The sequence below is a fragment of the Nocardioides sp. Z38_18 genome, assembly GCF_058215695.1.
The window spans coordinates 221,940-246,192 of the sequence record NZ_JBZAJE010000002.1; the positions used below are offsets into that span (position 1 = coordinate 221,940).

General features: G+C 71.7%; 25 protein-coding genes. 9 read left to right on the forward strand and 16 right to left on the reverse strand.

The window, feature by feature from the left end; translation table 11 throughout:
- The first annotated feature begins 21 nt into the window (after positions 1-21).
- Entirely contained in the window at positions 22-1,647 is a 1,626-nt protein-coding gene (locus AC4BGC_RS12200) for an alpha/beta hydrolase (RefSeq protein WP_490556002.1), read from the forward strand.
- Positions 1,648-1,671: 24 nt separating this feature from the next.
- On the opposite strand, the gene rnc is transcribed toward AC4BGC_RS12200, so the two are convergent.
- From rnc to AC4BGC_RS12235, 7 genes are all read right to left on the reverse strand, one after another.
- Complete coding sequence (rnc, locus tag AC4BGC_RS12205) at positions 1,672-2,409, reverse strand: ribonuclease III (RefSeq protein WP_490548188.1); 738 nt, start codon at positions 2,407-2,409, stop codon at positions 1,672-1,674.
- A 14-nt stretch (positions 2,410-2,423) separates the two neighbouring features.
- Positions 2,424-2,609 (reverse strand): 50S ribosomal protein L32, encoded by a 186-nt coding sequence (rpmF, locus tag AC4BGC_RS12210; protein WP_490548187.1) that lies wholly within the window; start codon positions 2,607-2,609, stop codon positions 2,424-2,426.
- 75 nt (positions 2,610-2,684) lie between these two features.
- Positions 2,685-3,215 (reverse strand): YceD family protein, encoded by a 531-nt coding sequence (locus AC4BGC_RS12215; protein WP_490556005.1) that lies wholly within the window; start codon positions 3,213-3,215, stop codon positions 2,685-2,687.
- Between the two features lie 128 nt (positions 3,216-3,343).
- Positions 3,344-3,847: a pantetheine-phosphate adenylyltransferase gene (coaD, locus tag AC4BGC_RS12220; protein WP_490556008.1), complete on the reverse strand. Its 504-nt coding sequence runs from the start codon at positions 3,845-3,847 to the stop codon at positions 3,344-3,346.
- A 13-nt stretch (positions 3,848-3,860) separates the two neighbouring features.
- Positions 3,861-4,433, reverse strand: a complete 573-nt coding sequence (gene rsmD, locus AC4BGC_RS12225; RefSeq protein WP_490556010.1) for a 16S rRNA (guanine(966)-N(2))-methyltransferase RsmD — start codon at positions 4,431-4,433, stop codon at positions 3,861-3,863.
- The gene (locus tag AC4BGC_RS12230) at positions 4,430-6,604 is read right to left on the reverse strand and encodes an ATP-dependent DNA helicase RecG (protein ID WP_490556013.1); all 2,175 of its coding nucleotides are present in this window, start codon (positions 6,602-6,604) and stop codon (positions 4,430-4,432) included. Before AC4BGC_RS12230 ends, rsmD begins: the two co-directional genes overlap by 4 nt.
- Complete coding sequence (locus AC4BGC_RS12235) at positions 6,604-8,244, reverse strand: DAK2 domain-containing protein (RefSeq protein ID WP_490556015.1); 1,641 nt, start codon at positions 8,242-8,244, stop codon at positions 6,604-6,606. The genes AC4BGC_RS12230 and AC4BGC_RS12235 overlap by 1 nt, the downstream gene beginning before the upstream one ends.
- 166 nt (positions 8,245-8,410) lie before the next feature.
- Between AC4BGC_RS12235 and rpmB the strand changes: the two genes are divergently transcribed.
- Positions 8,411-8,596, forward strand: coding sequence for a 50S ribosomal protein L28 (gene rpmB, locus AC4BGC_RS12240; RefSeq protein WP_348089035.1), 186 nt, complete (start codon positions 8,411-8,413; stop codon positions 8,594-8,596).
- Positions 8,597-8,678: 82 nt separating this feature from the next.
- Here the strand turns inward: rpmB and AC4BGC_RS12245 are convergent, their stop codons facing one another.
- A complete protein-coding gene (locus AC4BGC_RS12245; protein ID WP_490548181.1) occupies positions 8,679-9,653 on the reverse strand; it encodes a thiamine-phosphate kinase in 975 nt (324 codons plus the stop codon).
- A 123-nt stretch (positions 9,654-9,776) separates the two neighbouring features.
- On the opposite strand from AC4BGC_RS12245, the gene AC4BGC_RS12250 reads away from it, so the two are divergent.
- Together AC4BGC_RS12250 and AC4BGC_RS12255 are read left to right on the forward strand one after the other, a co-directional pair.
- The gene (locus tag AC4BGC_RS12250; RefSeq protein ID WP_490548180.1) at positions 9,777-10,013 is read left to right on the forward strand and encodes an Lrp/AsnC family transcriptional regulator; all 237 of its coding nucleotides are present in this window, start codon (positions 9,777-9,779) and stop codon (positions 10,011-10,013) included.
- Entirely contained in the window at positions 9,992-10,522 is a 531-nt protein-coding gene (locus AC4BGC_RS12255; RefSeq protein WP_490556016.1) for a DUF3515 domain-containing protein, read from the forward strand. The genes AC4BGC_RS12250 and AC4BGC_RS12255 overlap by 22 nt, the downstream gene beginning before the upstream one ends.
- A gap of 82 nt (positions 10,523-10,604) precedes the next feature.
- On the opposite strand, the gene AC4BGC_RS12260 is transcribed toward AC4BGC_RS12255, so the two are convergent.
- Positions 10,605-11,717, reverse strand: coding sequence for a D-alanine--D-alanine ligase family protein (locus tag AC4BGC_RS12260; RefSeq protein WP_490556019.1), 1,113 nt, complete (start codon positions 11,715-11,717; stop codon positions 10,605-10,607).
- 45 nt (positions 11,718-11,762) lie between these two features.
- On the opposite strand from AC4BGC_RS12260, the gene AC4BGC_RS12265 reads away from it, so the two are divergent.
- Positions 11,763-12,815, forward strand: a complete 1,053-nt coding sequence (locus AC4BGC_RS12265) for a trans-sulfuration enzyme family protein (RefSeq protein ID WP_490556021.1) — start codon at positions 11,763-11,765, stop codon at positions 12,813-12,815.
- A 19-nt stretch (positions 12,816-12,834) separates the two neighbouring features.
- Here AC4BGC_RS12265 and AC4BGC_RS12270 read toward each other — a convergent pair whose 3' ends face one another.
- Positions 12,835-13,836 carry an NAD(P)H-dependent glycerol-3-phosphate dehydrogenase gene (locus tag AC4BGC_RS12270; RefSeq protein ID WP_490548176.1) on the reverse strand — a complete coding sequence of 334 codons (1,002 nt, stop codon included), beginning with the start codon at positions 13,834-13,836 and terminating at the stop codon, positions 12,835-12,837.
- Positions 13,833-14,603, reverse strand: coding sequence for a lysophospholipid acyltransferase family protein (locus AC4BGC_RS12275; RefSeq protein WP_490548175.1), 771 nt, complete (start codon positions 14,601-14,603; stop codon positions 13,833-13,835). The genes AC4BGC_RS12270 and AC4BGC_RS12275 overlap by 4 nt, the downstream gene beginning before the upstream one ends.
- 139 nt (positions 14,604-14,742) lie before the next feature.
- On the opposite strand from AC4BGC_RS12275, the gene cofC reads away from it, so the two are divergent.
- The gene (gene cofC / locus AC4BGC_RS12280) at positions 14,743-15,366 is read left to right on the forward strand and encodes a 2-phospho-L-lactate guanylyltransferase (RefSeq protein ID WP_490556023.1); all 624 of its coding nucleotides are present in this window, start codon (positions 14,743-14,745) and stop codon (positions 15,364-15,366) included.
- Positions 15,367-15,434: 68 nt separating this feature from the next.
- On the opposite strand, the gene AC4BGC_RS12285 is transcribed toward cofC, so the two are convergent.
- From AC4BGC_RS12285 to leuC, 3 genes are all read right to left on the reverse strand, one after another.
- The gene (locus AC4BGC_RS12285; protein WP_490556025.1) at positions 15,435-16,211 is read right to left on the reverse strand and encodes an HU family DNA-binding protein; all 777 of its coding nucleotides are present in this window, start codon (positions 16,209-16,211) and stop codon (positions 15,435-15,437) included.
- Positions 16,212-16,343: 132 nt separating this feature from the next.
- Positions 16,344-16,946 (reverse strand): 3-isopropylmalate dehydratase small subunit, encoded by a 603-nt coding sequence (leuD, locus tag AC4BGC_RS12290; protein WP_490556027.1) that lies wholly within the window; start codon positions 16,944-16,946, stop codon positions 16,344-16,346.
- Positions 16,947-16,948: 2 nt separating this feature from the next.
- Positions 16,949-18,385, reverse strand: coding sequence for a 3-isopropylmalate dehydratase large subunit (leuC, locus tag AC4BGC_RS12295; protein ID WP_490556028.1), 1,437 nt, complete (start codon positions 18,383-18,385; stop codon positions 16,949-16,951).
- A gap of 105 nt (positions 18,386-18,490) precedes the next feature.
- Between leuC and AC4BGC_RS12300 the strand changes: the two genes are divergently transcribed.
- The 3 genes from AC4BGC_RS12300 (at position 18,491) to AC4BGC_RS12310 (ending at position 22,163) form a co-directional block, all read left to right on the forward strand.
- A complete protein-coding gene (locus tag AC4BGC_RS12300) occupies positions 18,491-19,213 on the forward strand; it encodes an IclR family transcriptional regulator (protein ID WP_297605168.1) in 723 nt (240 codons plus the stop codon).
- 112 nt (positions 19,214-19,325) lie between these two features.
- Positions 19,326-20,195 (forward strand): NAD(P)H-binding protein, encoded by an 870-nt coding sequence (locus tag AC4BGC_RS12305; RefSeq protein WP_490556029.1) that lies wholly within the window; start codon positions 19,326-19,328, stop codon positions 20,193-20,195.
- A 153-nt stretch (positions 20,196-20,348) separates the two neighbouring features.
- On the forward strand, positions 20,349-22,163 hold the full coding sequence (locus AC4BGC_RS12310) for a DUF6752 domain-containing protein (protein ID WP_490556030.1): 1,815 nt from the start codon (positions 20,349-20,351) through the stop codon (positions 22,161-22,163).
- Between the two features lie 45 nt (positions 22,164-22,208).
- Here the strand turns inward: AC4BGC_RS12310 and AC4BGC_RS12315 are convergent, their stop codons facing one another.
- Together AC4BGC_RS12315 and AC4BGC_RS12320 are read right to left on the reverse strand one after the other, a co-directional pair.
- The gene (locus AC4BGC_RS12315) at positions 22,209-22,700 is read right to left on the reverse strand and encodes a methylated-DNA--[protein]-cysteine S-methyltransferase (protein WP_490556031.1); all 492 of its coding nucleotides are present in this window, start codon (positions 22,698-22,700) and stop codon (positions 22,209-22,211) included.
- 17 nt (positions 22,701-22,717) lie between these two features.
- Positions 22,718-24,208 carry an AlkA N-terminal domain-containing protein gene (locus AC4BGC_RS12320; protein WP_490556032.1) on the reverse strand — a complete coding sequence of 497 codons (1,491 nt, stop codon included), beginning with the start codon at positions 24,206-24,208 and terminating at the stop codon, positions 22,718-22,720.
- Positions 24,209-24,253: the final 45 nt, after the last annotated feature.

A 24,253-nucleotide genomic window follows, 5' to 3' on the forward strand; every position in this document is an offset into this window, starting at 1 on the left:
GCGCGCTGGCCGCTGAGGAGCGTGGCCGAACGCTGCCGCTACACCCTCCCGGGACTGTGGACGGCACTCGTCTTCGCGCTGCTCTCGTTCACGCCCTCGCTCCTCCCCCGACCGGCGGTCTTCCAGGGCGCCCTGGCCGGCATCGACGGGGCCCTGGGCTACGGGCTCGGGCTGCTCGGCGCCTGGGTGTGGCGTGAGTACGCCGACCGCGACCCCCGTCCACCCTCGGCGAGGTCCTGGCGCATCCTCGCGATCGCGGCTCCGGTGCTGGCCCTGGTCGGCACGCTGCTCGGCCTGCGCTGGCAGCGGCAGAGTGCCGACCTGATCGGGACCGATCCCGCGGGGCTGTGGTCGCTGCTGGTGGTCCCGGTGGTCGCAGGCCTGGTCTTCGTCGCGCTCGTGGCGCTGGCCCGGGCCGTGCGCACGGCGTACCGCAGGCTCTCGGCCCGGCTGCAACGCCACATGGGCAGGCGGGCAGCCCGGGCCACCGGCCTCGTGCTGCTGACCACGTTCCTGGCGCTGACGCTCACCGGGGTCGCGTGGAACTGGGCGATCAGCGCCGTCGACAGCAGCCTCGCGGTCAGTGACCTGACCACCCCGCGCGGGGTCACCGCACCGGAGACCGGCCTGCGCTCCGGCGGTCCGGGGTCGCTGATCGAGTGGGACACCCTGGGGCGCGAGGGCCGCACCTTCACCGGTCGAGGCCCCGACGCCGAGGACATCACGGCCCTGACGCAGGCACCCGCCCAGGAGCCCATCCGGATCTTCGCCGGCACCGCCTCGGCCGAGGGCACCGAGGCCCAGTCCAGGCTGGCGGTCCGGGACCTCGCACGCGCAGGGGGCTTCGAGCGCAAGGCGCTGCTCGTGGTGACGACCACCGGGAGCGGCTGGGTCGAGCCGAGCGCGGCCAGCAGCTTCGAGTACCTGACCGGTGGGGACTCCGCGATCGTGGCGCTGCAGTACTCCCACCTGCCGTCGTGGCTGGCCTTCCTCGTCGACCAGCGCAAGGCGCGCGACGCGGGCCGGGACCTCTTCGACGCGGTCTACAGCCGATGGTCAGGGCTCCCGGCCGACCAGCGGCCGAAGCTCTACGTCTTCGGCGAGAGCCTGGGCTCCTTCGGCGGCGAGAACGCCTTCAGCGGCGAGGTCGACCTGGGCAACCGGACCGACGGCGCCCTGTTCGCGGGCCCACCGAGCTTCAACCCGCTGTATCGCGACTTCGTGGACGGTCGCGACTCCGGCAGCCCCGAGGTGGAGCCGGTCTACCGGGACGGACGGACCATCCGCTTCGCCAACCGGGCCCGCACCTCCATCCCGCCGACCGACCGCGCCTGGAACGGGACCCGCGTCGTCTACCTCCAGCACGCCTCGGACCCGGTCACGTGGTGGAGTCCCGACCTGGTGCTGAACCGGCCGGACTGGCTGGAGGAGGACCGGGGTGCCGACGTCTCGGACTCGATGCGCTGGGTGCCCCTCGTCACGTTCTGGCAGGTGTCGGCCGATCTCGCCCTGGGGTTCTCCAACCCTCCCGGGCACGGGCACAACTTCAGCGGTGAGCACATGGATGCGTGGAACGCGATCATCCGGCCGCAGGGATGGGGTCCCGCCCAGCTCGAGGAGCTGCGTGGGTTGCTGCGCCGTGGGTAGCCGGACCGCGGGGCTTGAGAAGCCTCAGGCCTGGTCCGCGGTGTGCTCGTCGACCGACGGCGGCAGCTCCTTGCTCAGGGTGCGGTAGGCCGACTCGGCCGCCTGCTGCTCGGCCTCCTTCTTCGACCGGCCCACGCCGTGGCCGTGCAGCCGGTCGGCCACCCTGACCTGGGCGGTGAACGTCTTCATGTGATCGGGCCCCGCGTCCTCGATCACGTACGCCGGGACGCCGAGGGCGTGCAGGGCGCTGAGCTCCTGCAGGCTCGTCTTCCAGTCGAGGCCGGCGCCCATGGCCGCAGCGGCCTCGAGCATCGGGTCGAAGAGCAGGTGGATCAGCCGTCCGGCGCTCTCGAAGCCACCGGAGAGGTAGACGGCGCCGATCAGCGCCTCCACCGTGTCGGAGAGGATCGAGGCCTTGTTGCGGCCGCCGGTGGACTCCTCGCCCTTGCCGAGCCGGATGTGCTCGCCGAGCCCGATCGTGCGGGCGACCTCGGCCAGGGCGCGGGCGTTGACCACGGCTGCCCGCAGCTTGGCCAGCCGTCCCTCCGAGAGGGTCGGGTGGGTCACGTAGAGCGTCTCGGTGATCACCACGCCGAGCACGGAGTCGCCGAGGAACTCGAGCCGTTCGTTGGTCGGCAGGTTGCCGTTCTCGTAGGCGTACGAGCGGTGCGTCAGGGCAAGCTCGAGGAGCTCGGGATCCAGAGTGGGATTCCCGAGCGCCTCACGCAGCTCGTTGCTGTCGGGCCGACCCGATGCTGACAACCTGGAGCTCGTGGTCAGAGGACCTGACGGCGGTCAGCCTTGGCGCCGTACTGACCACACTGGGGGCAGGCACGGTGCGGCAGGTGCTTGGAGCCACAGGCGGGGTTGGAACAGGTCACGAGCGAGGGCACGACGGCCTTCCAGGCAGAACGACGGTGCCGCGTGTTCGAACGCGACATCTTCCGCTTCGGGACAGCCACGGTTGCTCCTTGAGTTCGAGGAAAGTTCTTGGGTGATGCGGTCTTCGGCGGGTGCCGACGGTGGTGCTGGTGGTGCTAGTCCTGCTCCGGCTCCACCGCGACGTTGCCGAGGGCGGCCCACCTGGGGTCCACCGGCTCGTCGTGGTGGTGCTCCGGGTCGTCCGCGAGCCGCGCGCCACACTCGACGCACAGACCCGGGCAGTCGTCCCGGCACAGCGGCTGGAACGGCAGTGCAAGCACCACCGCGTCCCGCAGCAGTGGCTCGAGATCGATCAGATCGTCCTCGAGCCGGCTGACCTCGTCGTCCTGTTCGTCACCGCGTGCTGCGTCTCCGGAGTCGTCGTAAACGAACAGTTCCTGGAGGTCGACCGAGATGTTGTCCGTGATCGGCTCCAGGCACCGTGCGCACTCCCCTTCCAGCACGGCTTGCGCCGTGCCGGTGACGAGCACACCTTCCATGACCGCCTCGAGCCGCAGATCGATGTCGATCTTGCTGCCCTCGGGTACGCCCAGGATCTCGATGCCAAGCTCTGCAGGTGCTTCGGCGGAGAATGTCTTCTTGCGTTGCGACCCCGGGCGGCGGCCGAGCTCGCGGGTGTCGAGCACGAGCGGCGCTCTCGGGTCGAGACTGCGCAAAGTTTCACTTCCGTCTTGGTACATGCAGAACCTGCGGCAGTCTACCGGCGACCCGCCACCGAGCCAAAACGCGGGAAGATCCTCCCGCGTGAGGTGGATCAGGAGCCGTCCTCGGCGGCGCGCTCCGCGAGCCGCTCGGTGAGCCGGGTGAGCACGTCCGGCGGGATCAGTCCGGAGACGTCTCCCCCGAACGTGGCAACCTCCTTGACCAGCGAGGAGGCCAGGAAGGAGTACTCCGGGCTGGTGGGGATGAACACGGTCTCCACGTCGACCAGCGAGGAGTTCATCTGGGCCATCTGCAGCTCGTAGTCGAAGTCGCTCACCGCCCGGAGCCCCTTGACGATGGCGCGGATGCCGCGCTCCTCGCAGAACGTGGTGAGCAGGCCCTCGAAGCCCGCCACGGTCACGTTGGGGAAGTCCGCGCAGGCCTTCTCGAGCATCGACATCCGCTCCTCGGCCGTGAACAGCCGGGCGCGGGACTTGCTCTTGTTGACCCCCACCGCGACGACGACCTCGTCGAAGAGCAGCGAGGCCCGCGAGATGATGTCGATGTGGCCGTTGGTCACAGGATCGAACGATCCCGGGCACACGACTCTGCGCACGGGGCGCTCCTCATCAGGGTTCGGGGACATCGGCGCGAACGTACCAGAGCACCGTCTCGCCGTACTTGCGCTCCCGGTCGCGCACCAGTCCCGGTGGCCACGCCGGCTCGGGGCTGCGCACCGAGCGCTCGACGACGAGCACGGCTCCCGCGGCGAGCCACCCCTGGTCGAGGAGCTGGGCCAGGACGGCCTCGAGGTCCGCGTTCTCCAGCGGGTACGGCGGGTCGGCGAACACCACGTCGTAGGGAGCCAGCGGCGGCTGTCCCAGCACCCGCGCCACCGGAAGGGCGAGGGTCTCGACCTTGTGGAAGTGCAGGGCGGCGGCGTTCTCCTGCACCAGCCTCGCCGTACGCCGGTCCGACTCCACCGCGGTCACCACGCCGGCACCACGTGACATCGCCTCGAGCCCGACCGCTCCGGAGCCGGCGTAGAGGTCGAGGAAGCGCAGGCCCCTCAGCGAGCCCAGGTCGGACTCCAGCGCCGAGAACAGCGCCTCGCGCACCCGGTCGGAGGTGGGCCGGGTGCCCTCGCCGGGGGGTGTCTTGAGCCGGCGGCCGCCCGCGGAGCCGCCGATGATGCGGGTCATGTCTTCTCCAGGTACTCCGCCTGCTCGGACTCCTCGAGCAGGCGGGTCGCGGCGGCCAGGGCAGGGGTGCTGGACAGGTCCGGGTCGGCGGCCAGGTTGGCCTTGGCCGCGGCGCGGGCACGGGTGATCACGTCCTCGTCGCGGAGCACCGAGAGCAGCTTGAGCCCCGAGCGGCCCCCGCTCTGCTCGCTGCCGAGGACGTTGCCCTCGCGGCGCTGCTCGAGGTCGATGCGGGAGAGCTCGAACCCGTCGCGGGTCCCGGCCACGGCGAGCAGCCGCTCCATCGAGGGGCCGGCCGGGTCCGCGGCGCTGACCAGGAGGCAGAGACCGTTGTGCCCGCCCCGGCCGATCCGGCCACGGAGCTGGTGCAGCTGGGAGACGCCGAAGCGGTCGGCGTCGAGGATGACCATCACCGTGGCGTTGGGCACGTCGACGCCCACCTCGATCACGGTGGTCGAGACGAGCACGTCGACCTCGCCCGCGGCGAACGCCTGCATCACGCGGTCCTTCTCCTCGGGCGCGAGCCGGCCGTGCAGCATCTCCACGCGCAGCCCCGAGAGCGCACCCGCGGCCAGCTCCGGCGCCAGCTCCTCCACCGCCCGCAGCGGCACCTTGACCTCGGGGTCCTCAGTGCCCTCGTCGGGGTCGATCCGGGCGCACACGACGTAGGCCTGGTGGCCGGCCGCGACCTCCTCGCGGACCCGCTCCCAGGCGCGCTCGAGCCACTCCGGGCGGGCCAGGATGGGGACGACGGTCGTCTGCACCTCGCCGCGGCCGGCCGGGAGCTCGGAGAGCGTGGAGGTGTCGAGGTCCCCGAAGACGGTCATCGCCACGGTGCGCGGGATCGGGGTCGCCGTCATCACGAGCACGTGCGGCGGGAGCCCGGCCTTGGTGCCGAGCGCGGCGCGCTGCTCGACCCCGAACCGGTGCTGCTCGTCGACCACGACGAGGCCGAGGTCGGCGAACTGGACGTGCTCCTCGAGCAGGGCGTGGGTGCCGATGACGATCCCGGCCTCCCCGCCCGCCGCCTCGGCCAGCGCCTGCCGGCGGGCGGCGGCGTTCAGTGAGCCGGTCAGCAGCGCGACGCGGGTCGCGCCCTCGGCACCGCCGAGCAGGCCGCCCTCGGCGAGGTCACCGAGCATGCCGAGCATGGAGCGGTGGTGCTGCTGGGCGAGCACCTCGGTGGGGGCCAGCAGCGCGGCCTGCCCGCCGGAGTCGACCACCTGGAGCATGGCGCGCAGCGCGACCACGGTCTTGCCCGACCCGACCTCGCCCTGGAGCAGCCGGTGCATCGGGTGGCCGAGGCCGAGCTCGCCTGCGATCTCCTCCCCCACGTCGCGCTGCCCCTGGGTCAGGGCGAACGGCAGCCGCTGGTCGAACCGGTCCAGCAGCCCGCCGGGCCTGCCCGGTCGCGGGTTCGCGACGGTGGACTCGACGGCCGCGCGGCGCCGGGCGAGCACGGTCTGGGTGATGAACGCCTCGTCGAACTTGAGCCGCTTCTCCGCGCTGGCCTTCTGGGCGTAGGTGTCCGGCCGGTGGATCCAGCGGTACGCCGGCCCGGCCGCGATCAGGTCCTCGGCCTCCCGCACCGCCTCCGGGAGGACCTCCGGCACCTCCTCGACGAGGTCGAGCGCCATCCGGATGGTGTCCTCGAACTGCCAGGTGTTCACCCCCGCCACCGAGGCGTAGAGCGGGATCAGGTCGGGCATCTCGGCGAGGTCGTCACCGGGACCGCCGTACATCCTGGAGGCGGGGTTGGTCAGCTGCCACTGGTGGTTGAACCACTTCAACCGGCCGCTGAAGACGCCCACGCTCCCGACGGGCAGCTCCTGGGTGGCGCGCCAGTCGGCGGTGGTCTGGTGCTTGTCGAAGTAGGTCAGCAGCAGGCTGCCGCCCTCCGCGCGGACCCGCACCTCCAGCCGGTAGGCGGTACGCCGGGTGCGCTTGTCCTGGTAGGGCTTCTGCGCCGACGAGACCACCTCGCCCACCAGGGAGAGGATGTCTCCCTCGGTGAGCTCCTCGAGCTCGCTCAGGGAGCCCTTGCGCACGTAGCGGCGCGGATAGATGCCGAGGAGCTGGCCGACGGTCTCGACGCCGGTGGCCTTGACGATCTTCTTGTAGTGCTTCCCCCCGACCGCCGCGACGGGTGAGTCCCACGAGACCTGGACCACTACTCCACCGCCATCAGCAGGGGGTAGCGCTCCTGCCCACCCTGGTAGAGCACCACGTCCACCCCGGGATGGGCCCGCTGGACCCAGTGCTCGCAGGCCTGCGCGAGGTCGCCCGCCTCCGATCCGGCCACGAGCGTCACCAGCTCGCCGCCGCCACCGAGGAGACGCTCGAGCACGCCGGTCGCGACCTCGTAGAGGTCCTCGCCGACGATGGCGAAGTCGCCGTGCACCACGCCGAGGATGTCGCCCACGGCACAGGGACCGGCGGTGGTCATCGCCTGCTTGGCGGCCACCGTGACCGCGCCGTCGCGGGCGCCGCGCGCCGCCGAGGTCATCTGCACCACGTCGCTCTCCAGCGGGCGTCCGGGCTCGTGCACGGCGAGCGCGGCGATGCCCTGGACCTGGGCCCGCGTGGGGATCACCACGACCTGCACCCCTCTGGCCTCGGCCTCGTGGGCCGCCGCCTCCGCGACGCCGATGGTGTCCGGGTCGTTGGGCAGGACGATGACCTCCTTGGCGCCGGTCGCCTCGATCGCGGCCAGCACCTCCCCCGTGCTCGGCCTGCTGCCCGGTCCGCCCCGCAGGACCTCCGCGCCGGACTTCTCGAACAGCTCCGCCAACCCCGGGCCGGCGGCCATGATCACCAGCTTGCGGCCCTGGCGCTCGGACCGCTTCTGCCTGGCCCGGGCGACCTGCTCGGCGAAGTGCGTGACCGCGATCCGTCGCGGCACCCCCGCACGGATGCCGGCCTCGACGGCAGCGCCCACGTCGTCGACGTGGATGTGCACGTTCCACAGTCCCTCGCCACCGACCACGACCAGCGAGTCGCCCAGCGGCGCCAGCTCCTCGCGCAGCTGGGGGATGTCCTGGTCGTCGGCCTGCAGGAGGTACATCACCTCGTAGGCGGGGCCGTCCTCGGTCAGGTCGTCGGTGGGCACCCTGACCACCGGGATCGCCGGGTGACCGACCCGCGGCGTGGCCGAGGCGGCCCGCTTGCCGGTGATCGCCGACTCGGCGGAGTCGAGCACCACGCACAGCCCGCGGCCGCCGGCGTCCACCACCTCGGCGTCCTTGAGGACCTGCAGCTGGTCGGGAGTCCTCGCCAGAGCCTCGCGGGCAGCGGTCGCCGCGGCGCGGACGACGTCGCCGAGGCGGTCCTCCGGCACCTCCGCGGCCTCGGCGGCCGCCTGCGAGGCGGCCCGCGCGACGCTGAGGATCGTGCCCTCCACCGGCTTGCCGACCGCGGAGTAGGCGGCGTCGGTGGCCAGGGCCATCCCCTCCGCGAACACGGCCGCCGACCGGTCACCGGGCCCGGCCTGGCCGATCCGGCGCAGCAGGGCCCCGACGAGCTGACTCAGGATCACCCCCGAGTTGCCCCGGGCGCCGAGCAGCGCGCCGCGCGAGTAGGCGTGCAACGCCGCACGGAGGTCGTCGGGGTGCTCCTCGAGGGCGTGGACCAAGGCGTCCCGGGCCGACTCCACGGTGAGGAACATGTTGGTGCCGGTGTCGCCGTCGGGCACCGGGTAGACGTTGAGGGCGTCGATCTCCTCACGCGCGGCGGCGAGCCCGTCCACCGCGAGGTCGGCGAACCGGCGTACGACGTCGAGGTCGAAGGTGGCGACCTCTTCGCGTGCTGGCATACGTCGTACTCCTGGCGGGTGAGGGTGAGGGATCACCGTAGTTGTTCAGTCTCGATTCGCGTCGAGACACGGCTCTGAGTTAGTCTCGTGAGGTTGTCCGGACCGCTCACTTCGGTGAGTTCCGGACCCCCCGATCTGAATCCCAGAACTATCCGAGGAGTGCACGGTGGCTGCCGTCTGCGACATCTGCGCCAAGAAGCCCGGTTTCGGCAACAACCGTCCCTGGTCGCGCAAAATCACGAAGCGTCGCTTCGACCCGAACATCCAGCGTGTGCGCGCGACCGTGAACGGTGCGCCCAAGCGTCTCAACGTCTGCACCGGCTGCCTGAAGGCCGGCAAGGTCACCCGCTGACCGTCTGACAACACTGCCTGACGGCGCACCCTGCTACTCGGGTGCGCCGTTTCGCTGTACCCGGATCCAGCGGCCGAACGGCTCAGCCGAAGTGCGACCAGCCCGCCGGGCCGTCGTACGCCGCTCCGTCGACCGTGATCCCGGCGACATCGTCGCCGGCCTGCGTCACCTGGCCGATCACGGTGAACCCCTCGGGCAGGGCCACGCCCGCGGGGAAGGTGGCCGCGATCGCGTGGTCGTCTCCTCCCCCGAGGATGAACCGCATCGGGTCGACCCCGAGGGCCGAGCCCACGGCGTGCATGGCGTCGGCGAGCTCGAAGGCGTCGCTGCGCACGTCGATCACCACGCCCGAGTCGCTCGCGATGTGCCCGAGGTCGGCCAGCAGCCCGTCCGAGACGTCGATCATCGCGGTGGCGCCACCGTGGGCGGCGAGCGGTCCCGCGGCGTAGGGAGGCCGGGGCCGCTGGTAGGCCTCGACCAGGGCGCGTGGGGAGCGGAACCCGCGGCCGAGCACCGCGAGGCCGGCGGCGGCCCAGCCCTGGCGGCCGGCCAGTGCGACCACGTCGCCGGGCTGGGCGCCGCTGCGCAGCACGGGCGCCACCTCGCAGGTGCCCATCACCGTCACCGCGACCACGACCTCGCTCGCCGTGGTCAGGTCGCCGCCGACGATGCTGGCCCCGACCAGGGCCGCCTCCTCCGCGATCCCGTCGGCGAGCTCGAGCATCCAGGCGACCGGTAGGTCCTGGGGAGCCCCGAGCCCGACGGTCAGCGAGTGCGCCGTACCGCCCATGGCGTTGATGTCGGAGAGGTTGGCGGCCGCCGCCTTGCGACCGATGTCACGTGCGGGTGCCCATTCGCGGCGGAAGTGCCGGCCCTCGACGAGCAGGTCGGTGGAGACCACGACGTGTCCCCGCGGCGTACGCAGCACCGCGGCGTCGTCCCCCGGGCCCACGAAGACCTGCGCTCCCTGCTCGAAGCGACCGGTGAGGGCGGTCACCAGACCGAATTCCCCCACGTCGGCCAGGGTGGCGCCGGCGGCGAATTGCGAGGAGCTCATGGACCCATCCCACCAGACCCTCCCGACGTCCCCGGCGGGGCCGTCGGTTCCACCCCGGCAGGGTGTCGGGTAGGTTGCGAGACGGTTCCGACGTACTTTTCCGATCCACCGAGGGAGTGCCACATGGTCGTGCAGGCCTACATCCTGATCCAGACCGATGTCGGCAAGGCCGCCGAGGTCGCCCAGCGGATCACCGAGATCAAGGGCGTCGTCCTCGCCGAGGACGTCACTGGTCCCTACGACGTCATCGTTCGTGCCGAGGCCCGCAACGTCGACGAGCTGGGCAAGCTCGTCGTGGCCAAGGTCCAGACGCTCGAGGGCATCACCCGCACGCTGACGTGCCCCGTCGTACACATCTGAGCCTCCCGCCGCGACGCCTGCTGCCCCGGCAGCACGCTCGACCCGGACGCCCGTCAGCCCTCGGGCTGGCGGGCGTCGTCGCGCTCGTCGTGCTCACCGGCTGCAAGGTCGGCGTGCCGGACACCGACGTGCCCGCGTCCCAGCGCGAGGCGTGCGCCGCCCTCGTCGACGACCTGCCCGACTCGGTCTCGGACCAGGAGCGGCGCGAGACCAAGGGCAATCCCCTCGGCGCCGCCTGGGGCGACCCGCCCATCGTGCTGCGCTGCGGCGTCGGCGAGCCCGAGGACTACGACCCGATCGTCGGCTGCCAGACGGCCAACGACCTGGACTGGTTCGTCCCCTCCGAGGGGATGGATGACCAGGACGTCGACGTGGTGATGACCACCTACGGCCGGGTCCCGGCCGTCGAGGTGCGGCTCCCGGCGCGGTACCGGCCCCCGGTCGCCGCCATGGTCGACCTGGCCGACGCCATCGAGGCGCACACCAAGGTGGTCAAGCGCTGCTCCTAGAACCCCATGTAAATCGGGGTTATGGACGCTCGACAAGGGCCGTGCCGGGTGGAAACCGTGCACAGCCCTCGACAAGTCGCTGCTAGCGCAGCCCGGTGCTCCGCTCGGTGGCCAGCTGCACCAGCCGCTCGACCAGCTCGGGGTAGGTCAGCCCCGAGGCCTGCCACAGCAGCGGGAACATCGACGTGGCGGTGAAGCCCGGCATCGTCTCGACCTCGTTGAGCATCACCCGGCCGTCCGGGAGCACGAAGAAGTCGACGCGGGCCAGGCCCTCGACGTCGAGCGCCTCGAAGGCGCGCACCGCCAGCGTGGTCACGCTCTCGGTCACGTCCTCGTTCAGGGAGGCGGGGATCTGGAAGCTCTCCTCGAGGTACTTCGCCTCGAAGTCGTAGAACGCGTGCTCGGCGCCCACCTTGATCTCGGCGATCTCGCTGGTCTCGGGGTCACCGCCGCCGAGTCCCTGGAGCACGCCGATCTCCACCTCGCGGGCGTTGACCGCCGCCGTCTCGACGAGCACCTTCGGGTCGAAGCGCCGGGCCTCCTCGATCGCCGCGTCGAGCCCCTCGGCGCTGTCCACCCGGGTGATGCCGAAGCTGGAGCCGGCCCGGGCGGGCTTGACGAACACCGGGTAGTCCAGCGCCTCCACGGCTTCGCGGACCGCGGCCGGGTCCTTCTCCCACTGGCGCGGGCGCACCAGCACGTAGGGCAGGACCGGCAGGCCCGCGGCCAGGAAGACCTGCTTCATGAAGTGCTTGTCGGTGCCCACGGCGCTGGAGAGGACGCCGGCGCCGACGTAGCGCACGCCGGCCATCTCCAGCAGGCCCTGCAGGGTCCCGTCCTGGCCCCAGGGCCCGTGCATCACCGGGAAGACCACGTCGACCTCGCCGAGCACCTTGGGGACGTCCCCGGGCTCGGTGACGACCAGCCCCTGACCGTTGACCAGGGTGATCTCCCGCTCCCCGGACACCGAGGGCAGCTCGCCGCCGGGGCCGAGCGCGAGGTGGCCGGGCTCGACCGACTCGAGCACCCAGCGGCCGTCCCGGGCGATGCCGACGGGAACGACGTCGTACTTGTCCTTGTCGATCGCGGCCAGCACGCTGCCGGCCGAGATGCAGGAGATGGAGTGCTCGCTGGAGCGCCCGCCGAAGATGACCGCCACACGCGGCTTGCGGGCCGGTACCGAGGAGCTGCTCACCCGCCCGACCCTACCGGCGGAGCCCCTGACAAATACGCTGGCGACATGCGCCCTGCCACCCAAGCTGTCCATGTCGGTCGTCCACCCCACGAGGCCGACCAGCCGCTGAACACGCCGATCACGATGGCCTCGACGTACGTCGCGGGTGGTGACCGCGAGTACGGCCGCTACACCAACCCCACCTGGACGGCTTTCGAGGACGCCCTCGGGGCGTTGGAGGGCGGCCGCTGCCTGGCCTTCTCGAGTGGCCTGGCAGCCGTCGGGACGATCTTCGACCTGGTCGGCAACGGGGAGAAGGTGGTGGCCCCCCGGCACTGCTACAACGGCGCCCTGATGCAGCTCGGCGACCTCGAGCTGCGCGCGCGCGTCGCTCCCGTCCTGGTCGACATCACCGACACCGAGGCCGTCAGCGCCGCTTGCGAGGACGCCTCTCTGGTGTGGCTGGAGTCCCCCACCAACCCGGCGATGGAGATCGCGGACATCCCCGCGATCACCGAGGCCGCCCACCGGGCCGGCGCCTACGTGGTCGTCGACAACACCTTCGCGACGCCGGTCCTGCAGCAGCCGCTGGAGTGGGGCGTCGACCTGGTGGTGCACTCCGCCACCAAGTACATCTCCGGGCACTCCGACGTCCTCATGGGGGCCGTGGTCACCCGCGACGACGCGCTCCACGGGGTGCTCAAGGGCCGCCGCGACCTCTACGGGGCGATCCCCGGCACCTTCGAGGCCTGGCTGGCGCTGCGCGGGCTACGGACCCTGCCGCTGCGGATGGAGCGGGCCCAGGCCAACGCCCAGGAGCTCGTACGCCGGCTGCGGGAGCGCCCCGACGTCGCCGAGGTCCGCTACCCGGGCTTCGGGGCGATGATCTCGATCGTGCTCCCCCACGGCGGTGCGGCCGACCTCGTCCAGCACGGCACGCAGCTCTGGGTCTACGCCACCTCGCTCGGCGGCGTCGAGTCCACCCTGGAGCGGCGCCGCCGCTGGAAGTCCGAGCCCGGCAGCATCCCCGAGGGCCTGCTCCGCCTCTCGGTGGGCATCGAGGACGTCGAGGACCTCTGGGAGGACCTCGAGCAGGCGCTGGACTCGGCGAAGGGCTAGCGAGCGCCGTACCGCTGAGTCAGTCCCGCTCGTGCTTGGTGTCGCGGGCGATGAAGGCGTACATCATGTCCCGGGCGCTCATCTCGCCGGCGACCACGGCGGCCACGTGCTGGGCCACCGGGGCGTCGACGCCGTTGCGGTCGGCGAGGTCGTAGATCGAGGCGCACGACTTGGCGCCCTCGGCCACCTGCCTGGTGGAGGCGACGATCTCCTCGGTGGTCATCCCCTGGCCGAGCTTCTCGCCGAACGTGCGGTTGCGCGAGAGCGGGGAGGAGCAGGTCGCGACGAGGTCGCCGAGGCCGGCCAGGCCCATCAGGGTGAGCGGGTCGGCGTCGAGCTTCATCGCCAGGCGGGCGGTCTCGGCCAGGCCACGGGTGATCAGCGAGGCCGTGGTGTTGTCGCCGAAGCCCAGGCCCACCGCCATCCCCACGCACAACGCAACCACGTTCTTGTAGGCGCCGCCGAGCTCGCAGCCGAGGACGTCGGTGCTGCGGTAGGGCCGGAACGCCTGGGAGTGGCACAGGTCCTGCAGGCGCGCGGCAACCGACTCGTCGGCACAGGCGATCACGCTGGCCGCGGGTTCGCGCAGGGCGATCTCGCGGGCGAGGTTGGGTCCGCTGACGACCGCGATCCGCTCGGGACCGGCACCGGTGACCTCGGCGATCACCTCGCTCATCCGCTTGGTGGTGCCGAGCTCGATGCCCTTCATCACCGAGACGAAGACCGCGTCGCTCGGCATCACGTCGGTCCACTGGCCGAGGTTGTGGCGCAGGGTCTGCGAGGGCACGGAGAGCACCACGAACTCGGCGTCGGCCGCGGCCTCGGCGGGATCGGTGGTGGCACGGATGGTCTCGGGGAGCTCGATGCCCGGGAAGTACTCGGCGTTCTCGTGACGCTCGTTGATCGCCTCGCACACCTCGGGCCGGCGTCCCCAGATGGTGACGTCGTTGCCTGCGTCGGCCAGCACCAGGCTGAACGCCGTGCCCCACGATCCGGCTCCGAACACCGCGACCTTGCTCATCCCTGGTTCCACCGCTTCTTCTTGAGAGGGTTTCCGATCTCGGTCACGCCCGACTGCCTCGGGTCGAAGCGTACGGCGGGCGCCTGCTCGCCGCGCAGCTCCTCCACCAGCGACGTGATCGCCGCCATGATCCGGTCCGTCGCCGTGTGCAGCAGCTCGGCCGTGACCGGCTGGCCGAGCAGGTCGTCGAGGTCGACCGGGTCGCCGACCTTGTAGTGCGCCGTACGCCGCGGGAACACGTGCGGGCGCAGGGTGTACGCCGGAAGGATGTCCTGGGCCCCCCACTGACCGACCGGGATAACCGGCGCACCGGTGGCCAGGGCGATCCGGGCCGCGCCGGTCTTGCCGCGCATCGGCCACCCGTCCGGGTCCTTGGTGATGGTGCCCTCGGGGTAGACCCCGATGCACTCGCCCTGACGGACCGCCTCGACGGCCGCCTGGAACGCACTGGCGGCCCCCTCGCTCATCCGGGAGACGGGGATCTGGCCCGCGTCCCTGACGATGTGCTTGACCACCGGCGTGCGGAACAGCGCGTCCTTGGTCAGGTAGCGCACCAGGCGCCCGTGCTCGTAGAGGAAGTGCCCCAGGGTCAGCGGGTCGATGTGGGAGATGTGGTTCACCGCCACCACGCAGCCGCCGGTGGCCGGGATCTTCTCGCCGTCGATCCAGTCCCGCCTGGTCAGCGTCAGCAGGGTGGGCTTGACGATGACGACGACCGTCCCCCACGCCCAGCCGAGCTTGTGCTGCAGCCGCCGAACCTTCGCCACCAGACCTCCTGATCTCCCGTCCCTGCGTCTCGCGACCCTACGCCCTGACCACCTCCGGAGACGCTGAAGCGGGGCTGACCCGCGCCCGTTCGTGTGGGCTCGTCGCCCTCGGCCGCGACGTGCTGAGAGGATCGGGCCGATGCCCCAGACGTTCGCGCTCCTGATGCCGGTGAAGACCCTCACCCTGGCCAAGTCGCGTCTGGAGGTACCCGCCCCGGACCAGAGGGCGCCCCTCATGCGCGCCTTCGCGCTCGACGCGATCACCGCGGCACGCGAGGCGGCCTCGGTCACCCAGGTCTACGTCGTGACCGCCGAGCCGGGCTTCGAGGTCGACGGCGCGATCCGCCTCGAGGACGAGGGCGCCGGCGACCTGAACCGGGCCCTGGAGCTCGCCTCGCTGCGGGTGCGACTGCTGCACCCCCACCTGGGAGTGGCCGCGATGTGCGCCGACCTGCCGTGCCTGACCTCCGCGGACCTCGACGTCGCCCTGGGGTCGGGGGTCACCCCGCGCTGGTTCGTCGCGGACGCCTCCGGGGACGGTACGACGCTGCTCGCCGCCGGTCCCGGTGTGGACCTCGATCCTCGTTTCGGTGCGGACTCGGCCCACCGCCACGAGGTCTCCGGGGCCAGGCCGGTGCGCGCCGAGGTGCCGACGTTGCGCATGGACGTCGACACCCGGGCCGACCTCGCCCGGGCGATGCGCACCGGGGTGGGTGCGCACACCGCGCAGGCGCTCGGCCCGGTCGACCTGCCGCGTTCGTGAGTCCCCGGGCCCGGACGCACGAACGGCGGTGACCCTTCCGGGTCACCGCCGCTGCGCTGGGGCGTGGTTCAGGACTTCTTCGCGGTGCTCTTCTTGGCCGGGGACTTCTTGGCGGTCGAGGAGCTCGTCGACTTCTTCGCCGGCGAGGACTTCTTGGCCGCGGACTTGGCCGCCGTGGACTTGGTGGCCGAGCTCGACGAGGCCTTGGTCGCGGCCGACTTCGTGGTGGAGGCCTTCTTGGCGGTCGAGGTGCTCGTCGACTTCTTCGCCGGCGAGGACTTCTTGGCCGTGGACTTGGCGGGAGCCTTGGTAGCAGCCGACTTCGTCGTGGAGGCCTTCTTGGCGGTCGAGGTGCTCGTCGACTTCTTCGCCGGCGAGGACTTCTTGGCCGTGGACTTCGCAGGAGCCTTGGTCGCCGACGACTTCTTCGCGGCCGACTTCTTGGAGGTCGACGACGAGCCGGCCCCGGTGGCCTTCTTCGCAACAGCGGCCGTCTTGCGCACGGTCGGCTTCGCGGCAGCCGGGGCCGCCTTCTCCACCGCGGCGAGGGTCAGCTTGGGCAGCTTCTTGGCTCCGGAGACGACGTCCTTGAGCTGCGCACCGGCCTTGAACGCCGGAACGGCCTTCTTCTTGGCCTTGATCCGGTCACCGGTCGCGGGGTTGCGCACCCACCGGGCGTCCCGGACGCGCTTCTCGAACGAGCCGAAGCCCGTGATGGCGACCTTCTCGCCGCGAGCGACCTCGCGGGTGATGGTGTCGAGCACCGACTCGAGCGCGTGCGCGGCCGCCTTGCGGTTGCCTTCGTAACGAGCTGCGAGCGCGTCGATCAACTGACTCTTGTTCACAAGCTTCCCTTCCGTGAACGTCAGCCGAGCCACGATGCCCGACTAATCCCTTGCACGCTAGGGAAAAGTGACACCCACCACAATGGGAAAGGGGCGTGTCGCAGGAGTTGTTCTGCGGAAAACCCCATCAGATCAGTGAATTGTGGCCGGTTTCCACGATGGGCGGCTCTTCTCGAACCGCTCGATGTCCTCTTCGTGCGAGAGCGTGATGCCCACGTCGTCGAGTCCTTCCAGCAGCCGCCACCGGGTGTAGTCGTCGATGTCGAAGGAGTCGACGATCGCGTCAGGACCCTCACCAGCCTTGACGGTTCGCGTCTCCAGGTCGACGGTCACGGTCGCTCCGGGGAACTCCTCGAGGTAGTCCCACAGGCGCTGCACGACCTTCTCGTCGACCTGCGCGGCGACCAGTCCGGCCTTGCCGGAGTTGCCGCGGAAGATGTCGGCGAAGCGCGGGCTGATCACGGCACGGAACCCGTAGTTCTGCAGGGCCCACACGGCGTGCTCGCGCGAGGAGCCGGTGCCGAAGTCGGGTCCGGCGACGAGGACCGAGCCAGCGGCGTACTCCGGCCTGTTCAGCACGAAGGCCGGGTCGGCGCGCCAGCCTGCGAAGAGCCCGTCCTCGAAGCCGGTCCGGGTGACGCGCTTGAGGTAGACGGCCGGGATGATCTGGTCCGTGTCGACGTTGCTGCGGCGCATCGGGACGCCGACACCGGTGTGGGTGCGGAACTTCTCCATGCTCAGGCCTCCTTGCCGATGGGGCTCGTGGTCGCCGGCGCGGGCAGGTCCGCGGGCGAGCTGAGGGTGCCGCGCACCGCGGTGGCGGCGGCCACGGGGACCGAGACGAGGTGCGTGCGTCCGCCCTTGCCCTGGCGTCCCTCGAAGTTGCGGTTCGAGGTCGATGCGCTGCGCTCACCGGGGGCGAGCTGGTCGGGGTTCATCCCCAGGCACATCGAGCAGCCGGCGCCACGCCACTCGGCCCCGGCCTCCTTGAAGATGGTGTCGAGGCCCTCCTCCTCGGCCTGCATCCGGACCCGGAACGAGCCGGGTACGACGAGCAGCCGGGTGTCCGGGTCGACGGTCCTGCCCTGGAGGATCTCCGCGGCGAGGCGCAGGTCCTCGATGCGGCCGTTGGTGCACGAGCCGACGAAGACCGTGTCGACCTTGACCTCGCGCATCGGGGTGCCGGCCTCGAGCGCCATGTACTCCAGCGCCTTCTCGGCGCCGATGCGGGCGTCGGCGTCCTCGAACCCGGCCGGGTCCGGGACCACGCCGCCGAGCTGCACACCCTGGCCGGGGTTGGTCCCCCAGGTGACGAACGGCGTCAGCGTCGAGGCGTCCAGGACGATCTCCTCGTCGAAGACCGCGTCGTCGTCGGTGACCAGGGACTTCCAGTGCTCCACGGCGGCGTCCCAGTCGGCACCCTTGGGCGCCTCGGGCCGGCCCTTGATGTAGTCGAAGGTCGTCTGGTCGGGAGCGATCATCCCCGCCTTCGCGCCCCACTCGATGCTCATGTTGCACACCGTCATCCGGGCCTCCATGGAGAGCGCCTCGATGGCGGGGCCGCGGTACTCCACGATGTAGCCCTGCCCGCCGCCGGTGCCGGTCTGCGTGATCAGGGCCAGCACCAGGTCCTTGGCGGTGACGCCCTCGGGCAGGGAGCCGGTGACCGTGACGGCCATCGTCTTGGGGCGGGCCTGCATCAGCGTCTGGGTGGCGAGCACATGCTCGACCTCGGAGGTGCCGATGCCGAACGCGATGGCGCCGAAGGCCCCGTGGGTGGAGGTGTGAGAGTCCCCACACACGATCGTCATGCCGGGCTGGGTCAGGCCCAGCTGCGGGCCGATGATGTGCACGATCCCCTGCTCGACATCTCCCAGTGGGTGAGAGCGCACGCCGAACTCGGCGGTGTTCTTGCGCAGAGTGTCCACCTGGGTGCGCGAAACGGGGTCGGCGATGGGTTTGTCCCAGTCCAGGGTGGGGACATTGTGGTCCTCGGTAGCCAGGGTGAGGTCGGGGCGGCGTACGGTGCGACCTGCGAGCCGCAGCCCGTCGAATGCCTGGGGTGAGGTGACCTCGTGGATCAGGTGGAGATCGATGTAGAGGAGGTCCGGCTCGCCCTCGGCGCTGCGGACGACGTGCTCGTCCCAGACTTTTTCCGAAAGCGTCTTACCCATATCCGAATCCCTCCTGGTTCGTTCATCATGCTGAACAGTTCTCACAAAGACGTGAGCCCGATCCTAACCGTTGCATCCCATACTACGAGACGGCAGTATTAGAATATGGACAACACAAGTGGAGTCGGCGTCCTGGACAAGGCCGCCCTGGTACTTGCTGCACTGGAGTCAGGTCCTGCCACCCTCGCCGGACTGGTCGCCGGCACAGGATTGGCGCGTCCCACGGCCCACCGCCTCGCGGTCGCCCTCGAGCACCACCGGCTGGTGGCACGCGACATGCAGGGGCGCTTCGTCCTCGGCCCACGCCTCGCGGAGCTCTCGGCCGCCGCCGGCGAGGACCGCCTGCTCGCCACCGCCGGCCCGGTGCTGGCCCGCCTGCGCGACATCACCGGCGAGTCCGCCCAGCTGTGGCGTCGCCAAGGTGAGCACCGCGTGTGCGTCGCAGCGGCAGAACGCCCCAGCGGCCTGCGCGACACCATCCCGATCGGTTCCCAGCTGACCATGCGCGCGGGCTCCGCCGCCCAGGTGCTGCTCGCCTGGGAGGACCCCGAGCGGATGCACCGCGGGCTGCAGAACGCCGCCTACTCCGCGACCGCCCTGGCCGGCATCCGTCGCCGTGGCTGGGCGCAGTCGATCGGCGAGCGCGAGCAGGGAGTCGCCTCGGTGTCCGCACCGGTGCGCTCCCCCAGCGGCAAGATCATCGCCGCAGTGTCTGTCTCGGGACCCCTCGAGCGGCTCTCCCGCCAGCCCGGCCGGATGCACGCACCCGCCGTGCTCGCGGCCGCCGAGCGCCTCTCCGAGTCGCTGCGCCGCGCCGCGGCCGAGTAGCACCCACGAGTGACGGCCTCCAGCCACGGGGGCCGGCCACCCGGTCCGGCGGGTTTCGGACACGGCAACCGCAGAGGGTGTGCTGCACGGCGCCGGATGGCACAGTGCGCCCATGAGCCAGGCAGCCGGCAGGAAGCGCGTCCTCGTGACCGGCGTCCGCGGCAAGACCGGCGACCCGCTGGCGAGACTTCTCGCCTCCCGCCCCGAGGTCGAGGTCCTCGGTGGCAGCAGTGACCCCTCCGCTGTGCGCATCGACGGAGTCCGGCCGATCGCGTTCTCCTGGGACGACCCGGAGGGCTGGGCAGCGGCAGTCGAGGAGACCGACGCGGTCTACGTCGTACGCCCGGACCGGCCGGAGGCGCCGGAGCTGATCCGCGACCTCCTCGCCCGGACGCCGGCGACTTCTCGCGTGGTGCTGCTCTCGGAGCAGGACGCGGACTCCGTCGGCCCCGAGGGCTGGGCGCCGCGTGCCGAGCGCGCCGTCCGGGAGAGCAGTCACGACTGGACCATCCTGCGCCCCAGCTGGTTCATGCAGGTGTTCACCGATCCTCGCTTCTTCCGCGACCAGATCGTCCGCGGCGAGGACCTGGCGTTCGCCGCCGGCGGCGGCCGGATCGCGTGGATCGACGCCCGCGACATCGCCGCGGTGGCCGAGCAGGCCCTGCTGGACGGCCGTCACGGCGGCCGGACCTACGAGCTCACCGGCCCGCGAGCACTCGCACTGACGGAGACCGCCGACCACCTCTCCCGCGTGGTCGGCCGCCCGGTCGAGATCCGCGAGGTCTCGGTGGAGGACGCCGTGGCCGGGACCGAGGGCTTCGAGCGCGACCTGAACGTCCTCACGTTCGAGCGGGTCGCCGCAGGCAGCTTCGCGACGGTCACCGACACGGTGGAGCAGGTCACCGGGACCCCCGCACGCAGCCTGGAGACCTTCCTGCTGGACAGCCGATCCACGCTCTCCGGCACGACCGGGAACGGATGACCCGATGACGCGCACTCGCGCAGTGGCTCGCGAGCGCGACACGGGTCATTCACGCCCGCGCGGCTCGCCGGGGCCTAACGTGTGATCAGCCCCAGGGTTTAAGTGTAGTCTTCCACTCGACTTTCATTCCTGGGATGTCCGATCGGAGCCCACATGCCCCCGGCCCTCGTGTCCGCGATCGTCACCGACGAGCACGTCGTCATCCCGGCCGCAGGCCACGACCCGGTGGTGGTCTCCTTCGACGGGAGATACGTCTGGTCGTTCGTCCCCGACCGTGACGGCGTCCGCACCCGCGCGGGCCGCCGGATCGACTGGCCCCAGGTGATCCGCCCCCTGCTCGACGGCACCACGCACGTGCGGCTGGCCGGCAGCGACGACGAGCAGGTGCACTTCGACGGCCCGGTCTCCTTTCGTGGCAACACCGCGCGGCTGGAGCTGCGGGACGCGCACGGGCACCCGCTGGCCCTGGACAAGGCCGGGCACCTGACCCGGGTCTTCTCCGAGACCGGCGACGACGTACGCCGGCAGATCGCCGAGGGCACGGCACGCGCGATCGCCGACCTGCGCGACAAGGTCGGGATCGACGCCCACGTGAGCTACGGCTGCCTGCTCGGAGCCGTCCGTTCCGGGGCGATGATCGGGCACGACTCCGACTCCGACCTCGCCTACCTCAGCGCACACACGCACCCGGCCGACATCATCCGCGAGTCGTTCCGGATGGAGCGCGAGATGCGCGAGCTCGGCTGGAAGGTGGTCCGGATGTCCGGGGCCGACCTCAAGCTGTTCCTGCCGCTGTCCGACGGGAGGAACGTGCACGTCGACGTGTTCGGTGCCTTCCACGTCGAGGGCGTCTTCTACCAGCTCGGCGGGCGCAGCGGCCACCTCCCCCGCGAGGCCCTGACCCCCGCCTCGACGGTCGTCCTCGAAGGCGTGGAGCTGGCCGCGCCGGCGGACCCGGAGGCGGTCCTGGAGTTCCTCTACGGGCCGAGCTGGCGGGTCCCGGACCCGGCGTTCCAGCCCGTCGACCCCCTGCCTGGCCTGCGCCGCCTCGACGGGTGGATGCGCGGCTTCCGCACCCACGTCATCCCCTGGAACGAGCTGCTGCGCTACCGCAAGGACGAGATCCCGCGCAAGGGATCGACGTTCGCCTCCTGGGCACGCTCGCGGATGCCCGAGGCCGCCGTTGTCGTCGACCTCGGCACCGGCAACGGCCGCGACGCCGCCTGGTTCAAGCGGCAGGGGCACCGCGTGGTCGCCGCCGACTTCGCCGGCACCGCCGTACGCCAGGCCGCGCGCAAGCTCTCCCGCGGCGACCAGGAAGCCGACGTGCGCGTCCTGGTGCTCAACGACACCCGGTCGGCCCTGCTCATCGGTGCGGAGCTGTCCCGTGAGAGCGAGCCGCCGTGGCTCTACGCACGGGGCCTCGCCGGGTGCCTGGACCAGGAGGCCCGGCGCAACCTGTGGCGGCTCGGCTCGATGGCCCTGCGCCGCGGCGGCGCGCTGTTCCTGGAGTACGCCGAGACCGGCAAGGGCCTCCCCGGCGTGACCACCGACGGACTGGTCAAGCGGCTCGACACCGACGAGCTCGTGCGCGAGATCGAGGCCGCCGGCGGCCGGGTCGTGCACCGCGAGTCCGGCCCCGGTCTCGACCTCTTCGACCAGCCGGACCCCCGCACTGCCCGCCTCGAGGTCCGCTGGACCCCGGAACCATCCACCCACCACCGTTCAGGAGCCGCCATGACCAGCGACAGCACTCCCCCGCCCCGCGGGCTGCTCCGCACGGCAGCCTCGTTCCCCGAGCTGGTCCGCGACCTCAAGGAGGCGGTCCACGAGAACCGGCGGCTCAACCGGCGCATCGCCGAGCTCACCGACGTGGTCGCCGAGCTCCTGATCCCGATCGCCGACCGCGACGAGGCCAAGGTGCAGGAGCTGCTGGAGAACTACCGCCGCACGACGCTCGCCCCCTGACCCCCCGCTGGCGCTGCTCAGAACAGGCCGCTCAGAACAGGCCGCTCAAAAGAGGGCGTCCTGCTCCAGCTCCAGCAGCAGCTGCTTGCGCGGGATACCCCCGGCGTAGCCGGTGAGCATCCCGTTCGCCCCGATCACCCGGTGGCACGGCACCACTATGGGAACCGGGTTGCGGCCGTTGGCCAGCCCCACCGCTCGCGACGCGGCGTTGGTCATCCCGAGCCGACGGGCGATCTCGCCGTACGACGCGGTCTCGCCGTACCCGATGAGGCGCAGCTGCTCCCACACCCGGTGCTGGAAGTCGCTGCCCCGGGGGGCCAGCGGCAGGTCGAACTGCTTCAGGTCCCGGGCGAAGTACGCCGCCAGCTGCTCCACCGCGCTGAGGAGCAACGGGTCGTCGTCCACCCGCTCACCGATGGGCAGCCCCACCGGCGACGCCTGGAACGGCGTGTACTCGATCGCCGCGATCGCCCCGTCCCGGGCCACGATCCGCAGGTCGCCGACCGGGGATCTCGTCACGGTCCACATCGTCGTCATCTCCTGCTCCCTCGTCCTCACCCTATGTCCGCCTCTCTCCCTGGTCGCAGGTCCCCGAGCACGACCGACCACAGCCGCATCAGCGCGTAGGAGCGCCACGGCCGCCAGCCCTCGCTGCGGCTCACCACGTCCGACAGCCCGAGCCGGCGGGCGGCGTTGCGCACGCCGACGTCGGTGGGCAGGAACGCGTCCGGGTCGCCGAGCGCGCGCATGGAGACGTAGTCGGCCGTCCAGGGGCCGATGCCTCGCAGCGCCAGCAGGGCTGCCCGGGTCCCGGCCCGGTCGGCGCTGCGGTCGAGCCGCACCTCACCGCGCTCCAGCGCGGCGGCGAGACCGGTGAGCGCCCGGGCGCGGGAGCGGGGCATCCGCAGTGCGGCCGGGTCCTCGGGGTCGATCGCGGCGAGCCGCGCGGCCGTCGGGAACAGGTGCGTCACCTCGTGGTCGCCGTCGAGACCCAGCGGGTCGCCGTGTTCCTCGACGAGGCGCCGCGTTGCGGTGCGGGCGGAGGCGAGGCTGACCTGCTGTCCCAGCACGGTCTGCACCGCGAGCTCGGCACCGTCGGGGTGCCCGGGGACGCGCAGTCCAGGTTGCGCCGCCACGAGCACCGCGAGCACCGGGTCCTCGGCCAGGGCCTCGTCGACCGCACCCGGGTCGCAGTCGGCGTCGAGCACGCGTCGGGTGCGCTCCATCGCCGGTGCGAGGTCCCGGGCATCGGCCAGGGTGAACGTGCAGGGCACCTGTCCCGGCGTCGCCTCCCCGAAGTGGACCCGGGCCACCCCGGGGCCGTGCGGGAGCCGCAGCGCGCGTTCGTACCAGCCCGGCCCGGTGGCCTCGAGCCCCGGCACGGCGTGGACCGCGAGGAAGAAGTGCAGGGCGTCGCCGGCGAACGGCTCGCGGACGGCTATCCGCGTGCGGATCGCGCCGGCGCTGCTCCCGTGGCGCCGGGAGGCTGCCCCTTGCCGCAGCCGCGTGGGCGAGGCGGCGTACACCTCGCGGACGGTGTCGTTGAACTGCCGCACGCTCGCGAAGCCGGACGCGAACGCGATCTCGGAGAACTGCAGGTCGGTGGTCTCGATCAGCACCCGCGCGGTCTGGGCGCGACGCGACCGGGCCAGTGCCAGTGGGCCGGCGCCGAACTCGCGGGTGACCAGCCGGTTGAGCTGCCGGGTGGAGTACCCGAGGGCACCGGCCAGGCCCTCCACCCCCTCCCGCTCGACGACGCCGTCGGAGACCAGGCGCATCGCCCGCGAGGCCACGTCCGCCGCGATGTCCCACTCCGGGGACCCGGGGGTGGCGTCGGGCAGGCACCTGCGGCAGGCCCGGAACCCGGCACCCTGGGCGCTGGCCGCGGTGCGGTGGAAGGACACGTTGCCCCGCCGCGGGGTGGTCGCTGGACAGGACGGACGGCAGTAGATGCCGGTGGTGTGCACCGCGGTGTAGAAGATCCCGTCGAAGCGACGGTCACGTCCCTTCACCGCGCGGTAGCAGGCGTCCTGGTCGAGCTCCATGCCTCCAGTCTGCGCGCGTGGACCTCCCGGTGCTAGCGGGAATCG